The organism is Chitinophaga sp., assembly GCF_036566945.1.
GTDB lineage: Bacteria > Bacteroidota > Bacteroidia > Chitinophagales > Chitinophagaceae > Chitinophaga.
Genome location: NZ_DATCVJ010000083.1, coordinates 1 through 16,517 on the forward strand (window position 1 = coordinate 1; position 16,517 = coordinate 16,517).

General features: G+C 44.6%; 12 protein-coding genes. 1 reads left to right on the forward strand and 11 read right to left on the reverse strand.

Annotation, left to right across the window (positions count from 1 at the left end):
• The 9 genes from VIP81_RS02320 to VIP81_RS02360 form a co-directional block, all read right to left on the reverse strand.
• The coding region (locus VIP81_RS02320; protein WP_331956865.1) for an FAD-dependent oxidoreductase at window positions 1-2,208 on the reverse strand (2,208 nt) is incomplete at its 3' end.
• A gap of 53 nt (window positions 2,209-2,261) precedes the next feature.
• Window positions 2,262-2,822, reverse strand: a complete 561-nt coding sequence (locus VIP81_RS02325; protein WP_331956866.1) for a carboxypeptidase-like regulatory domain-containing protein — start codon at window positions 2,820-2,822, stop codon at window positions 2,262-2,264.
• A 427-nt stretch (window positions 2,823-3,249) separates the two neighbouring features.
• A complete protein-coding gene (locus VIP81_RS02330) occupies window positions 3,250-3,477 on the reverse strand; it encodes a hypothetical protein (RefSeq protein ID WP_331956867.1) in 228 nt (75 codons plus the stop codon).
• 74 nt (window positions 3,478-3,551) lie between these two features.
• Window positions 3,552-5,561 (reverse strand): glycoside hydrolase family 2 protein, encoded by a 2,010-nt coding sequence (locus VIP81_RS02335; protein WP_331956868.1) that lies wholly within the window; start codon window positions 5,559-5,561, stop codon window positions 3,552-3,554.
• Window positions 5,562-5,798: 237 nt separating this feature from the next.
• Window positions 5,799-7,202: a sialate O-acetylesterase gene (locus VIP81_RS02340; RefSeq protein ID WP_331956869.1), complete on the reverse strand. Its 1,404-nt coding sequence runs from the start codon at window positions 7,200-7,202 to the stop codon at window positions 5,799-5,801.
• 137 nt (window positions 7,203-7,339) lie between these two features.
• Window positions 7,340-7,615 carry a hypothetical protein gene (locus VIP81_RS02345; protein ID WP_331956870.1) on the reverse strand — a complete coding sequence of 92 codons (276 nt, stop codon included), beginning with the start codon at window positions 7,613-7,615 and terminating at the stop codon, window positions 7,340-7,342.
• A complete protein-coding gene (locus VIP81_RS02350; protein WP_331956871.1) occupies window positions 7,596-8,051 on the reverse strand; it encodes a hypothetical protein in 456 nt (151 codons plus the stop codon). The genes VIP81_RS02345 and VIP81_RS02350 overlap by 20 nt, the downstream gene beginning before the upstream one ends.
• Window positions 8,052-8,240: 189 nt before the next feature.
• Window positions 8,241-8,561 (reverse strand): hypothetical protein, encoded by a 321-nt coding sequence (locus VIP81_RS02355; protein ID WP_331956872.1) that lies wholly within the window; start codon window positions 8,559-8,561, stop codon window positions 8,241-8,243.
• Window positions 8,562-8,576: 15 nt separating this feature from the next.
• Complete coding sequence (locus VIP81_RS02360) at window positions 8,577-8,906, reverse strand: hypothetical protein (protein WP_331956873.1); 330 nt, start codon at window positions 8,904-8,906, stop codon at window positions 8,577-8,579.
• Window positions 8,907-9,320: 414 nt separating this feature from the next.
• On the opposite strand from VIP81_RS02360, the gene VIP81_RS02365 reads away from it, so the two are divergent.
• The gene (locus tag VIP81_RS02365; protein WP_331956874.1) at window positions 9,321-11,519 is read left to right on the forward strand and encodes an alpha-galactosidase; all 2,199 of its coding nucleotides are present in this window, start codon (window positions 9,321-9,323) and stop codon (window positions 11,517-11,519) included.
• Window positions 11,520-11,615: 96 nt separating this feature from the next.
• Here VIP81_RS02365 and VIP81_RS02370 read toward each other — a convergent pair whose 3' ends face one another.
• Window positions 11,616-13,223 carry a RagB/SusD family nutrient uptake outer membrane protein gene (locus VIP81_RS02370; RefSeq protein ID WP_331956875.1) on the reverse strand — a complete coding sequence of 536 codons (1,608 nt, stop codon included), beginning with the start codon at window positions 13,221-13,223 and terminating at the stop codon, window positions 11,616-11,618.
• 28 nt (window positions 13,224-13,251) lie between these two features.
• Window positions 13,252-16,517: TonB-dependent receptor (locus VIP81_RS02375; protein WP_331956876.1), on the reverse strand; the 3,266-nt coding region annotated here is incomplete at its 5' end.

The following is a 16,517-nucleotide window of genomic DNA, read 5'->3' on the forward strand; positions in this document are numbered from 1 at the left end:
TTGATCCGTGCATAAAGGTTCCGTTAACACTATCACGTTTCGCGACTGATAATTATCCGTCTTCCTGTAAACTTCTTTTCCTTTCGCATCTTCAATGGTGTAATTCCTTACACAAAATGGCATTACATGCTCCGGATGCCCCATGAGCACCGTTTCCATTGGATGATCAAAATCGGTATCGAAATACAGTTCTATGCGGGAGATGGTTTGTGGCTTCTCCCACCGCAACGTGAGAGCAGGTTGTGGGTCCGCCAGATCCGCTACCCAGGCATTTGGCTGGTTGGTAGGCCGGTCATTGCCATTTTTAATATTTTCAGGACCAAACACCGTTAATGGTTCCGCCATTTCAAATGCCAGGTTTTGTCCCAGTGGCCGGCGTTCAGGACACCAGAATTCAAATGCCTCCATACCAATTCCGGGTGGTGGATCCTGCCGGCCATAGTTGGATACTGCTACATTAATCAGGTTAAAAACCGATAGCATTCCGGTGAGCCGATGCCTGGAATAATACAGGGAAACATGCGGATTTTTTTCGAACGTGATAAATACATAAGTATCTTTTTCCAGCACGGCATCAAAAGTAAGTGGCAGACTATTGTATCCGGGTTCAATAAATACTACATGCTGATCGAGGGTGACCTCAGGTGTATAATTACCAGGATCGCTGCTGATGCGTAGTGAAACCGTCAGTTCTGATACTACATCGGATGTTGCATAAAATGTAAATTTCGGCACCTTCCCCGCTTTCAGCGGCACCATCTGTGCTACAGACTGATCAATCGGACGGCGTACATCGTGTTTCTCCAGCCCTGCAGGCCCCCATTTGCTGCTGGCCTGCACACTCGCCAGCTGTACAAGATCACGCGTATCCAGTCGCGCTATTTTAGGAATATAACAACCCCGTTCCAACAGTAATTGCTGTAAGGTGGCCATATGTCCTTGTTCCAACAGCTGCCGTGGCTGTAATTTTAAGCGGTTGCACAAGGCCGCAGCTGTGCCCACCGCCTGTGCTGCTGCCGCAGCCGTGGCCATTACGCGGGTGGAGCCAAATGCCACATGCGTAGCACTGATAATGAGGCCTGCCACAAAAAGATTTTTAATATTGCGGCTGTATAGTGAGCGATAAGGGATCTGGTAAATGCCTTTGCTATGCCATTGATTACAGCCGGGCTTTTCACTGAATACACCATCGGCCGGATGAAGGTCTATGCTCCATCCTCCAAAAGAAACAGCATCTTCATGTTCCTGTTGTTCCACAATATCCTGTTGCCGGATCATATATTCTCCTTCAAAGCGGCGGCTTTCCCGCTTGCCTGGTATATGCCCCACCCATTCAAGGGTAAGAGTGGACGCTTCCGGAAAATTCCCGGAATTTTTGACGTAGTCCCATACCCCGTATACCACTTTCCATAATTCCCATTTAATGTTTTCTGTCTCTGCCACCGTATCCAATCGACCACCAAATTCTATCCACCAGAGCTTACAACCGAAATCCTTTGCATTAAAAGAGCGATAACGCGGAATATCCGTAATGTTCTTCAATGCAAATGATGGCGGCACATATTTAACTGGTTTGCCAGTGTCTTTGGAATAAAAGTAAAGACTGTGTCCCAGGAGTTCTCCGTATTCTTCTGTTGGTGCGAAATGTTCTCCAAACTCTTCTTTTGATTCGGCGCCAATGCGAAATGCAGCGCCAGCCAAAAAACCAACGATACCATCACCGGAAGCATCGATAAACATTTTACCCTCGAGTAAGTACCGTTGCTGATTCTGACTACAAAAAGCATCCAGACTATAAATGGTGTCTGCATCCAGTTTTTGCAAATCAAATACGGCGGTATTCAGCAACAAAGTAATATTACTTTCCTCTGCTACTTTTTCAAGCAGGATAGTATCCAGAATAAGCGGATTTCCTTCGGGGTTACGGTACATATTTTCCACCAGGATTTCCTCCACAATACCGCCTTCCCGTGACCAGCGGTTATTATTTCCCATGTGAGAAGTAGCCCCGAGTACCCATAGCCGTACCTCACTGGAAGCATTTCCTCCCAGCACGGGCCTGTCTTGTACCAATACTACCTGCTGTCCTTCCCTTGCAGCCGCCAGAGCGGCACAAACACCTGAAAGTCCACCACCTGTTACCACTACATCCACCTTCATTTTCACCACATTCAGGTGTCTGTAGTCCTGTTCCCTGCTAACCTGCATTTTTTATGATATTTAGATTCATTGAAATAAAATTCATCTTCCCCTATGTGTACCTAGTATCCAGTGTTTTGAGTGAGATTAGGATTATTGGCGATATCTGAATATGGAATAGGTAATAAATTCATGTTGTCATTAACATAACTGAATTCACTTTCAGGCTGATTATGCACGCCGGCGGCCCGGCCACCAATCAACTGTTGAAAGTTAGCATACCCACCTTCTGTATTATTTTTTGTATCCACTTTTGTTACGGAAGTAGTGAGGTCTCTTTTCCTTTTGCTTTCATAACCAATTACAACAAAATCATTGAGGTCAGCCACGGCTGGCTGGAGATAAATAGTGGCTGGTAGCCTGGAAGCGGGGTATTCCAAATGCTTATATCCGACAAAAGTGATCACCAGCACATCTGTTGGATTTGCAGTAATGGAAAACACACCGCTGCCATTGGTGGTGGTTCCCTGTTTTGTGCCCTTCACGAGTATGGATACAGATTCAGCCGGGTCACCCGTTTCCAGTTTGATCTTTGCAGTGGTCGTAATTTTTTGCGCTTGCGCGATAGATGATAGGAATAAGCAGACAATCATTGTCAATGCCTGCAGGATTTTTTTTTGCATATCAATTTTTTTGGTTGACAGTCCGGTAGCCCATTCCTCCGGATACTGACAATGTTTCATAAAAGCGTGGAAGAATTAAATATTTTTCAAAACGTGTTTACTCTTCAATCGTGGTATTTGTTCTTCGAAACTAATGCAAATCCTTACTGATTCAACGTTTACGGAAATTTTGTTAACGGGAACGTTCCCGTTGATCTTTTGCCGTTGTTGATCGGCGACTGCCCGAAAGCAGCCACCGTCAAAAACGGAATGTAGCATAGGATATATAGGCGCTTGAACGTCATTGTTGAAAAATTTATCGTTCACCGTATCCGTTGTATGCACCAATATTGGGTAGTCCTGTGGTTGAAACAGGATTGCCCCAATAATCCCGGGAAACCGTTATTGGATATAACTTTCTCCTTCCTGAGTGCTGGCGAACCTTTTTTCAGTTTATATCCATCCACCTTGCCAAAATGGATATTTCCGCATTCACCCGGCTAATACCAGACCATGGCCTATCCATATTATTACCATCATTGGCGTCATTACCTGCTGTATTGTCTACGTAATACGTAGTTCGCTTAAGTGACGGCCCGGATGGCGACAAAGACGGCTGCGCATGGCTCACCTGCAGGCATAGCAAGGCCGCAAGGGTAAATATCCCTTTGTACATAGCATGAAATAAATTAGTGATAAATAATGTTAGGACATCGGTTGTCAAGGCCGTGTCCTTATTTGGCTGACACGTTATTCCAATATTTTCTCCAAAATTGTATATCCTCCCGGCTTAATCAAGGCCATATTGGCTTTCCCTTCTTTTAACCGGATGGTCCACTCCTGAAACTCTCCGGGCTTTAAATATTTTACATGAAAACTTTCTCCATTGCACAACAGGCTGTATGCATTTAACGCATAGCCAGGGAAATCTCTGCGTACGGTGAGTCTTATGGTGGCTGTATTTCCTTCTTTCCCGGTCATGGCAATTACCGCGGGTGACATTTCTTCCTGCCAGACTTTATAGAGCGGCCGTTCCTTTCTATCCAATGTAACCAGTCCCCATGGCCGGCTGCCATCGGCTGCACTACCGGGGAACCGGCTTAAATAATCGTTGAAGGTCCATACAGAAGCTCCTATTACGTAACTGCATTGCCTGAAATCGGCCATTGCTTTTTTGAAAAGAATGATACGCTCCTCTTCTGAAGTTACCTGATCTGCTCTCCAGCCAAATTCGCTGATATAAACGGGTTTATCCGGATATAATTCGTGAATATGTTGTAAGGCTTTCGCATAATTGCCGTAAATATTTGTACTGATGAAATCAACATATTGGGATGCTTCTTCTTCCGGTTTTTTTACCAGGCTACTTTGGACCCTGTTGCTGGCAAAGGTAATCAGGCGGGTGGAATCGATGTTACGAACGAACGTCCGCATATCCCGCACCCATGCTTTGCCCTCTTCCGTTTGTGATTGAAACTCATTGCCGAGGCTATACGCTATCACCGAGGGATGATTCCAATCGCGTGTGATCATTTCCTGCATCTGCGATCTGTAGTTTTGTCGCATCATGCTATCGTTCATTTGCTTCGGCGTCATTTGCCAGTTACCTGCTTCCGTAATAATAAGTAAACCTAATTCATCTGCTTTATTGAGCAAATCTGTCGAAACCGCGTAATGACTGATACGCGAGAGTTCCATGCTGCCACGCTTGATCAGCAACATATCTCGCTCCAGTACCGCCTTCGGATCCATAGAACCAAATCCGGGATAGTCCAGCGGACGGTTACATCCCGCCATCTTAACAGCGATACCATTTAATAACAGGCTGGTACCCCGTACTTCCACCTTACGTATGCCAAATCGGGTGGTGAAAGTATCCGTGCCGCAGGAAATATCCGTGCTATATAATTCCGGCGTGTCCTGGCTCCATAATTTCACCTGCTTAGCGGGCAAAGTGGCCAACAACATCACCAATACTGTTTCACCTGCCGGGATAGTCACCTGCTTTGGTTTGAAGCGGAGATGCTGCCGGGTATCTTTTTCCTGGTAAACAGTAGCACCTACCTGTGTCGTGATTTTTTCAGCCGCACTATTTCTTACCCATGTATTAATTTGTATGGTAGCAGATCCTTTTACCAGATCAGGATCAGCAATGATTTTTGCATTGCTGATATCAACAGCGGGCTTAATCAGCAATTGCACCGGCCGGGTAATACCTCCATAGTTGATCCAGGGATATACCTGCGATGCATTAACAGGTTCATAGGCCACGCTTGTTTTAGCACCGGGAATAGTGGTCGTATCCCATTCGTTGTTTACCTGAACAGTAAGAATATTATCTTTCTGCAGCAATGAGGTGATATCTGTTTCAAACGGCGTATATCCTCCTTCATGATATACCACACGCTTACCGTTGACCCAAACTTTTGCTTTATAAAATATAGCGTCAAACTTTAACCAGACGCGATGTCCCGAAGGAACTGTTGTTTTGAATTTTTTAAAATACCACACTGTTCCTGTATAAAAAGCGTAGCGCGGATCAGTGCTGAAGCAGTGAGGTACGCTTACTTTATCGAACCCGTCGGCGTGAAACGAAGTATCGAACCATTGATTTACTTCTCCTATCTTAATCGGATCCATAGCAAAAGTCCATCTACCATTTAAATCCACCACCGAACGTTGTGCCGTTAAATTCAATGACAGACATAGACACAGCAATAAGGGAGATAATTTCATAAAGTCGACAATTGTTCGTTTCATTAGTTAGTTGATAAAGCGTACTAACAGGCGACGTTGGCCATCAGACAAAAGTGTTGCATTCTGGAATTAAAAACTATAGTGCTTTGTACTAACAACTACTACACAAATGTAATCAACCGAAAAGCAATTTATAGTAAACAGTAATAATTAGGACCGGGAACGGTTGCAGTGTTCCGGTCCAATTCAAGTATGCTGTCTGCTTTCCGTAGCGAGGCAGACAGCATTCCGTTGCCGTCCTTACCAGTCATCAGTTCGGAAGGGAGCAACAGGCAATCCGAAAGTATTATATACATTACCAACTCCCCAATCTTTAAAGGCATACCTCACTGCAACCGGTTTGGCTACCTGGTCGCTTCTTACCTGTACGGTATTATTCCAGATTCTGGCAGTTGCCGGATGGAAAAATTTATCCGCTCCGGCAATTTCGAATCCTGTTATTTCACGGTCGTAAGCGGTAAAGCCCTGCGGTGTATCCTTAAACGTTAGGGTCACCTGATCGCCTGCAACTGTCATTTCCTGGTATAAGGGACTTTGATAGGCGATACCTTTTTTCTGATAAGTATGTCCCAAAGCCCAATAAAGCAATCTTTTGCTGATCGTAGTTTTATCAGATGGGTGAATGTTTAACTCCTCACCCACATCTGTCGTTACAATCATTCCTGTATTGGGGATTTCAAATTGGGCCTGTTGTTGCTTTTCCCGCAAATATGGAACAGAATCCCCACCTTTAGGATTTCTATAGGGAGCGATCTGAACATAGTAAAATGGAATGGTATCTCTTTTCCAGCTTTCCCGCCAGCTGGCCACCATCGATTTCATCAACTGATCATAATTAGCCGGTTGGCGGATATTCGCTTCGCCCTGGTACCAAAGAAAACCCTGAATTCCAAAGCCTGTTATAGGAGCGATCATACCATTAAAAAGCGCCGTTGGCTGATAAGGACCTATTTGGGAATTTGGTGCTGGCAGCTTCACGGCAGGAAAATGGGCAAGAGCGCTGTTGGGCATCCAGGATTCAATGCGGGTGCCTCCCCAGTCGGCCTCAATAATACCCACCGGCACTTTTAATATTTCCTGCAGCAACATACCATACTGAAATGCCACAGCACTGAAAGTAAAGGCGCTTTCAGGCGAGGAAACTTTCCAGGGGCCTGTGCAATCCGTTAAGGGGGTATCCGATACGGCATGCTGTACCTGGAACAGGCGTAGCTTTTGATTATCTGCTTTGACTAACACGTCACTGGAATTTAAAGTAGGAATACTTTTAAATCCCCTCATCGGCATTTCCATATTCGATTGGCCGGAGCATACCCAAACTTCTCCGATCAAAATATCCGTCAAGGTGATGGGTATTCCGTCGCTCAATGTTATTGTGTAAGGACCGCCCGCATCTGGCGTTTGCACCATCAGACGCCATTTACCGTCTGCGTCTGCCTTTGCCCTGTAAACTTTTTTATTCCAGGAAGTGGTGACTTTTATTGTAGCATTTGCGTTGGCATTTCCCCATAGTGGCACATTGCTTTTTTGCTGTAACACCATATTGTTAGCAAGAATTGCAGGCAGCACTATTTTCGCTGATACTTCGCAGGCGAAACAACTCAATACCACAAGAAGAATTATTCTCAGTTTTAGTATAGACATGTATATTATAAATTTATTTTTCAAAGAAGCGCCTCCAGGATGATTCCCGAAAGCGCTTTCTATTTTTTTGATCATTCCATATTTTAACACCACCAGATAGCTGCATTCATACAAACCTTATAGCCCGGGAGCCAGCATTATAAAGCGGGCGGCGGGTTACCGGGCAATGTAAAAGCAACGGCATCTGCACGGGCACTGGTTCCCGTTGTATTATTATAATTACGAACATACCCGGTGGTACCAGCAGCAAAACGATAATTTCCTAAAAATACCCATCCGGAACTGCCCGTTGTATAATTTATATATTTAGTAGTGGTGCCACCGTTATATTTAATAACAATTTTGGCATTAGGATCGGAAGTGGGATGAACTATCTTGTAGATATACACGTCATTATATGCTAGAATTGGCATAGTGGGCTGCCATTGTGCATATGCTGCACCATTTGTGCTGCAAATCCTGTTTAGCGGCTTCTTTATATTCCGTTCCAACGGTTTCCCACGTACTGATACCCATACCATGCGTCCAAAAAGACTCGTGAAGCCCTGTAGCGCCATGATAGAATTTAATGCGGGCCTCATAATAGCCGTATCCGAATGCTTTTGAAGTGATCGCTCCGCCTCCACTGATATCATTAATACCGTCGTTATTCCAGTCCACATCATTGCGATACGCAATATTGAGATAGCCAATGCCATCCTGCGTCACTACCGAAACATTCTCCCGCCTGTTATAACCTCCGGCATAATTCCCCGTTTCCCTGTAATACCATGCAGCGGGATTCAATGCATTACTATTAAACTCCTCTGCATAGGCAAGTGTATAACCTGCAGGGATATTCGTACTCAAAACTGACTGTGTGATAACTTTAGCATTACCATTCAACGGTAGTGCATTCTCTGAAGTTAAAAATTCTCTTTTACATGAAAGGGTAAGCAATGCCAGGATTGCTAAAGTGGATAAAGAAAAAATTTTCATAATCGTGGGTGTTAGATACTACGATATAAACGCATCGTAGTGGTGAACAATAAGAAATAGCTATGGCAAAACAAGATGAGCATCTGGTGGTGTTATGGCGATAGCATCTGCAATTGTATTCCGGCCTGGTGTATTTGAATAATTCCGGATATAGTTTGTATCTCCCTTAATAAGTTTATAAGTACCCAGCAATACCCAACCCGGTTTGCCGGTAGAATAATCAAGGTATTTTGTTGATATGCCATCGGCATATTTAATTTCTATTTTAGCATGATTGTCGGCGTCTTTTGCAACAGGTTTATAGATATACACATCATAGCTCCCTGTAGCCGGTATGTGGGGGGATACCATCGGTTTTCTCGTTGTCGTAAATACCATCATACACGATCCAGTTATTTACAGATTCAGAAGGTTTACCGCCAAATTCAAAACAATACCATCCCTGGTAACCACTGATACATTCTCTCTGCGATTAAATCCGCCGGCAGATTTAGTTGCTGAATGCCTGTAATACCAGCTTGATTTATTTAATGAATTATCGTTAAAATTTTCTTCGTAGGCCAGCTTATAACCCGGAGGAATCGCCGTTAACGACGGTAATTCTTTCGTTGTGACATTACCGGATATTTGTGAAATACTGGCGCTTTGGGCAATGACTTTTCCTGAATAAGTAATTACTGCGCTAATTGGCAACGCACAAAAGAAGAATCGAAATTTTATGTTCATTTGGTTGCGTGTAAAATGAGGATAGAATAATTTTTATTCTTACACCCTGAATTAATAATGCTGATTCGCACCTATGCGAAATGGATTTTTCTAAAAACGGGAATTTGTATTCTACTCGGCGCCTTGCTTAGTTCAAAATTAATCTAAAGGTTCGCCGATTCATCATTTCACCGCATTTCCGCCTCGGGAACGTTCCCACTGCAACATTTATCGATATCCCTCCATACACGTCCAAATGCGTGTCCAGGCAAGATTAATTCATTACATTTTCACCAATTCTATACAATTCTTAACCCATGATTGCTAGTACTATTCTCTTTGCATATTTTCGTCAGCAGGAAAAACATCAGGAAAAGCCTTCTCTTAAGGGATAAAGCGTCATTCAGAAACAATTTATTTTACACAACAAATCATATGCACATTTCAGCAGCAGCAAAACAATATTTACTCCTTATTCTGGCCATCGCCTCCTTTAAAATAAGCCGGAGCCAAACGATTCCCATTACAACGCATCACACGGCTATTGTTTTTGAAATAGATACTAACAAACAGGTGCAGCAAATATACCTGGGTCCCAGGCTAAGTAAAACATCCGTATACCGGGATGTAAATCCGGACTACCGCAATGAAAATTCAACACTGAATACGGCTTATACTACTGGTGGCTCCACTTACCTGAACGAACCAGCCATTGAAGTGCAGCATGCAGATGGAAATATGTCATTGGTGTTAAACTATGTTTCTCATCAGTCTAAAAATTTATCCGCAGATATCATACAAACAGATATCCAATTACAAGATCCGGCTTACCCATTTTTTGTAACACTGCACTATAAAGCTTTTCAGGCAGAAGATATTATCGATACCTGGACGACCATTTCACATGGTGAGGAGGACAAAGTAGTACTCAACCGGTATGCGTCTGCTTTTATCAACATTTTATGGCCCCGGAATTATCTTACCCATTTTTATGGTGAGTACGAAAAAGAAATGGAAATGCACCAATCGTTACTACAGCCTGGCATATTTAGTATACAGTCTAAATTGGGAGTACGTACTGCCTGCAACTACAATCCTTCTTTTTTCATTTCGCCGGTAAAAGATGTTACGGAAAATTCCGGAGAAGTTTTTGCCGGAACGCTTGCCTATAGCGGAAATTTCAATATTCAGTTTGAAACGTTGAAACTGAATATTGATATGGGGAATACCTTAAAAATTATACCGGGCATCAATGCTTACGCTTCCGCCTACACATTAAAACCAAAAGAACAATTCGAGACGCCGCATTTCATTTTCACTTATTCTAATAATGGCACCGGTCAGGTAAGCCGTAATTTTCATCGCTGGGCCATCGATTATGGTATCTGGAACGGGCGACAAAAACGATCAACGCTCCTCAACAATTGGGAGGCTACTTATTTTGACTTCAACCAGGATACGATTGTCAATCTTTTTGACGACGCCAGGAAATTAGGAGTTGATTTGTTTTTGCTGGATGATGGCTGGTTTGGAAATAAATACCCACGTGATAATTCACGCGCCGGACTGGGTGACTGGCAGGCTAATAAAAAGAAATTACCCGGAGGTATCGGGCACCTGGTAAAGGAAGCCACCAGCAACGGCCTTCAGTTTGGTATATGGATTGAGCCTGAAATGGTGAATCCTAAAAGTGAATTGTTTGAGCAGCATCCGGATTGGGTCATGATGGCCCCTAACCGCCCGCAGCATTTGTACCGTACACAATTGGTACTGGACCTGGTTAATCCGAAAGTACAGGATTATGTATTTGAGGTAGTTGACAACCTGATGAAACAGGCGCCGGGAATTGCCTACATCAAATGGGATTGTAACCGCTCTATGGATAATGCCTATAGTCCTTATTTAAAGAAGGACCAAAACAGTATGTACATCCGTTATACGCAAGCCTGGTACAGCGTACTGGAACGCATTCGCCAAAAATATCCTGATCTCGACATGATGCTTTGCGCCAGTGGCGGAGGTCGGGTAGAGTATGGCGCCATGAAATACTTCCAGGAGTTTTGGCCAAGTGATAATACTTACCCGGTAGATCGGATACGCCTGCAATGGGCCACCTCCTATTTCTATCCCGCCCTCACGGTATGCGCACATGTGACCGCTGCCGGACGCGAGTCACTTAAATATAAAATAGATGTGGCTATGGCGGGCAAACTTGGCTTTGATATTGTCGTAAAAAAGTTGGCAGAACAAGAGCTGGCGCTGGCCCGCACCACCGTAGATAATTATCACCGGCTGCAATCCGTGATCAATTATGGTTCCCTATATCGTCTGGTGTCTCCTTATACTACTAATTTCTCCTCATTGATGTATGTAGACAGTACTCAACGCAAAGCCGTGGTATTTGCCTATAACATGGAAACCATGCAGCAGGATACCTGGCCCGAATGGAAATTCAATGGGCTGGATCCGAATAAAAATTACAGGGTGACAGAAATAAACTTATCGAAAGATGCCAAACCCCAGTTTCCGGAAAGTGGCAGGGTATTCAGTGGAGAAACGCTGATGTCACAGGGATTGAAATGGTATATGAAGAAAATAGAAACCAGTTCTGTGCTGGAACTCGAGGCGATTTAAAATATTTCTGAATAGAAAAGCGCCTCAAAATATCTGATTGGATATTTTGAGACGCTTTTTTATTCAGAAACAAAGTTGATTGGATAGCTACGCCAGCTAGTTCCAGTCTTTATTTTGTTCGAGGTTAGGATTTTTTTCTATTTCTCCTTTAGGTATGGGAAGATAATAGTATTTATCTGTAAACACCCTGGGAGAAGAAGCACCTAAATCGGCTTCTACCCGTTCATATTTATACACACCATTGGTCAGGGTGATCTTCATACCATGAAATACTTTCCCGTTCAGCACATCTTCTGCAATGCGCCACCGGCGAAGATCCCAGTAACGATGGTTTTCAAAGGCCAGCTCAATTTTCCTTTCATGGCGGATCAGGTTGCGCATATCTTCTTTGCCTAACCCATCTTTGATAGCTGGCATGCCGGCGCGTTGCCTTATCTTGTCGATATAGATTTTGGCTTTTGCCGGGCCTTCTGCCTCGTTCACGGCTTCTGCATAATTCAGCATTACTTCGGCCAACCGTAACTCTACCCAGCTTTGTGTGCTGTTAAATATTTTTTCCAGTGGCAGTTTCTCATCCAGGTACTTACGCACATAATAACCTGTTTTGGTACGGTCTTCATTGGAATTGCGGTCTACGATACCATCTGTACCATCCACACGGGTTTGAATGGTACGTCCTTTCCAGCTGGCACCTTCAAAAAGAATGCTGGCATAAAAACGAGGATCACGACCCTGGTATGGATGATTAGGATCATAGCCGGAACCGGGTGTGCTGATCGCTAAACCGGTCACCTTCATCTCGTAATCGTCCACCATTTCCTGCGTAGGCAATGTACAGCTGGTATAGTTTCCCGGATTGTCGAAATAAGGAACATTAATCCCATCGTAAGAGGATGTCTTGGCAGGATCAAGATACTGGATCTCAAAGATGCTTTCTTCGGAGGGGTGTTGCTTGGTAGTGAATAGTCCGCTGTAGTCATCTGATAAATTATAACCACCTTTTTCTATTACTTCCAGGGAGGCAGCAGCAGCGGCAGGCCATTGACCCGCATACAGCAACACTCTTCCCTGCAGGGCTTTGGCGGCCCATTTGGAAGCCAGTCCTCCGGGTGCAGTTGCAGGAAGAAGGTTTGCCGCATCTTCCAGCTCTTTCGTGATAAAAGTGTAAGTATCAGCTTCCGTGGCGCGCTTTACCATCAGATCACTTTCCAGTTCCTGAGGTTCAGTAATAATGGGTACTCCTCCAAAGCGTTTTACCAGTTCAAAATAATAAAACGCCCTTAGAAATTTCACCTGGCCAATCAGGTTATTCTTATCGGCATCCGCCATTTTTACATCCACTATTTTCTTAAAAAATACATTCGCTTTCCGGATACTTTTGTAAGCATTGGTCCAGTTATTCAGCGGTGCATCTACGGAAGAAAAGGCGCCGTTGATAACAGTGCTGTTGGCCCCCAGCCAGGAATAGCTACCCCGGGCTTCATCTGTGATACAGGCCAGCGGCGACGTGTCATCGGAAAGAAGATCAAAGCCAATACCCAGGTTGGCATAAATATCTGCCACATACAGCTGAATGAGCTTAGGGTCTTTCCATATGGTTTCGTCAGAAAGACGATCTACCGGCGTCTGGTCCAGCTTACTGCATCCGGAAAGTCCCCATATAGTGAGGCAACAGATAATATATTGTAAGAAGTACTTTTTCATGATTAATTTTTTCGGTGGCACAATTGGTTTACAGGGTCAGGTTAATACCGAAGTTTACACTTCGCTGCTGCGGGTAATAACCTCTGCTTTCGGTCGGAATTTCCGGATCAATATCTTTCAGACCAGAAATAGTCAACAGATTGGCAGCTGCCACATACACCCGTATTTGTTGCAAACGGGCGCGTTTGAGCAAGTCAGCGGGTAGCGAATAACCTAATACGATGTTCTTCAATTTTACATAGCTGGCATCGCGCAACCAGAAAGAAGACACCTTGCGGTTATTGGCATTTCCACCCGGCACAGGACGTGGATATTTGGCATTGGTATTTTCCGGTGTCCAGTAATCCAACAGAGAGGTGGGTGAATTGGCGCCATTAAAGAACGGAACGGATAGTTCCGGACTCAGATAAGTATTGAAATTTGCAGCGCCCTGCCATAACATGCTACCATCAAAGCCCTTCCAGCTAAAGCCCAGATTCAATCCATAAATCAACTCTGGGATCTGGCTTTTGCCGATGGCTATACGGTCGTTGTCATCCACTTTTCCATTACCATCGATATCGGCATATTTGATATCGCCTGGTTTAACGGGGCCAAATTGCTGCACGGGTGATTTGGAAATTTCATCCTGACTCTGGAAAATGCCGATGGCTTTCAGGCCGGTATACTGATCAAATGGACGACCGGTTTTACGCAAGGCAGGCAGGATATTCGCCGCTTCATCCATATAAATGATTTTGCTGCGCACCGCGGTGAAGGTACCTTTCGCATTGAAGTTTACCTGTCCTATTTTACTTTCATGCCCCAGCTCCAGCTCAAAGCCATGGTTATCTACAATACCGATATTCTGGTCAGGTAATTTTTCGCCAAAAGTACCCGGTACTGCAGCGTTGCGTGGCAGGAGAATGTCCTTCGTACGTTTGTGGAAATAGCCCGCGTCAACTGTCAATGCCCTGTTCCACAACGAGGCTTCTACGCCGAAATCATTGGTAGTAGCTGTTTCCCAGGTGATATTGGCATTTGGATAACCGGTGGTAAAAACACCGTTTACCGGCTTACCATCAACGATGTAGGTAGATGTTATGTCAACCCCATTATCATTCTTTCCATTACCTAAATAGTAGGATGGAATATATTGAAACATACCAACGCGGTCGTTACCCAATTGCCCGTATGATGCTTTCAGTTTCAGGTACTCCACCGCCCGAAAACGCTCTTTGAAGAAATTTTCTTCGGAAACTACCCAACCCGCAGAAACTCCGGGGAAGAAGCCCCAACGTTTATCTTTCGGGAAATTAATAGAACCATCATAACGGAAAGTGGCGGTCAGCAGATATTTATGCATCCAGCCATAGTTAACGCGACCGGCAACGCCGCTACGTCCATCGATACTCGCGGTACCATCATTATTCAAACCGCTTTGTGAACCGGCAAACAGCTGATCCAGGAGCGCGCTGGTATACTGTTCGCGATAAGCCGAAAATATGTCCGAATTATATTTATAGTTTTCCCAAAGCAGGGTAGCATCCACATTATGCTGACCAAAAGTTTGTACATAATTCACAATGGCCTGTGTGGTAATACCCAGGCTCTGTTGGTCCTGCTGGGTGAGGTTAATGCTACCTGATTGTGTGATCTGATCATACTCCTTGCTGGTAGCATTGTAGTTATAATAGTCGTACGGCGTGAGGAAATTTTTGGAGAATTTGTAGCTCTTATCAAAGGCAGCCACTCCCTTTATAGTCAACCCACTGATGCCTGGCACGTCATATTTAAGTGACAGGTTACTTTGAAAAACATTCAATTGTTCATTCCGATAGCCGCTTGACAATGCATCCAGCGTAGCATTAACGCCACCGGTAGATCCACTGGGTAATCCGTTTGGATAAACGGCAGGGTCCATAGGCTTGGCACGCAGGATGGAATTAAAAATACTGCTGGTAGCCACTCCCGGCGCCTGCCGGTTCTCGAAGCGTCCGGCCAGATCCACGCTCACATTCAGGCGACGCCCGATGTTAGCATCTAAATTGGAACGGAAATTATAGCGTTTAAAATCACTTGATTTGAATAAACCTTTCTGGTCCAGGTATCCGAGCGATACAAAGTAGCGGGCCTTTTCGTTTCCACCGCTTACGCTCAGATCGTGTTGCGTTTGCATCGCTGATTTGGCATTCGTTTCCTTCCACCAGTCGGTATTAGCCAGTTTACGCAAAGGATCCGGGTTGTCGCGTACCGTTGCAATGTCTGCATCTGAATAAATGGGGGGTTGTCCGTTGGAACGCAATCCATCATTATACATCTGCATATAGTCTGCACTGTTCAATAATTTGGGATAGCGTGTTGGTTGCTGGATACCTACGAAGCCATTGTAAGAGATAGTGGGTACACCTTTGCTACCACGTTTGGTAGTGACCAGCAATACGCCGTTGGCGGCACGGGCGCCATAAATAGCCGCGGCGGAAGCGTCTTTCAATACGGTCAGGGTTTCAATATCTCCCGGGTTCAGCTGTTCGTAGCTACGGGGAATACCATCCACAATCACCAGCATGGAATTGTCGCCAAAAGTGCTTTTACCTCTGATACTGATACTGGACTGATCCTGTCCGGGTTCACCACTTCTCTGTACCGCAATGATACCGGGTGCTCGTCCTACCAATGAATTGGAAAGGTTAGCGGTGGGCATCTGACGCATTTCCTTACCACTGATAGTGGCTACAGACCCTGTAAGCGTCGCTTTTTTCTGGGTACCATATCCTACTACCACCACTTCATTCAGCCCCTTGGAATTCTCCAGCAAAGTGACGCTGAGCGACGTGTTACCATTGATGGGAACCACTTGTTCCAGGTAACCCATATAAGTGAATACCAGGCTGCCACTACCCGGTACTTCCAACGTAAATTCACCATTCGTATTGGTAATGGTACCTTTCTGCCCCTTATCCAGTCTCACGCTTACACCAATCAGCGGTGCGCCGTTTTTGTCTACTACCTTTCCTTTTACGGTGATATCTGCTATGTTCAAATCATTGGGTGCAATTACAATGAGGTCATTTTTCAATAAGCGAAAATGAAGATCGGTATTCGCCAACGCCTGTTTAAGCAAGTCTTCTACCGGCGCTTCCGTGACTGCCACTGAAACTTTTGCATACGGAGAAATGGCGTCGTCATTATAGACAAAACGACAATTGGCTTTTTTCTCCACTATTTTAAGCAGCTTCATAAGGCTTACCTGCTCCACATGGACAGTTACTTTGTTGAGCTGCGAATAGCCTTTGGCAGATACCTGTAAACAGC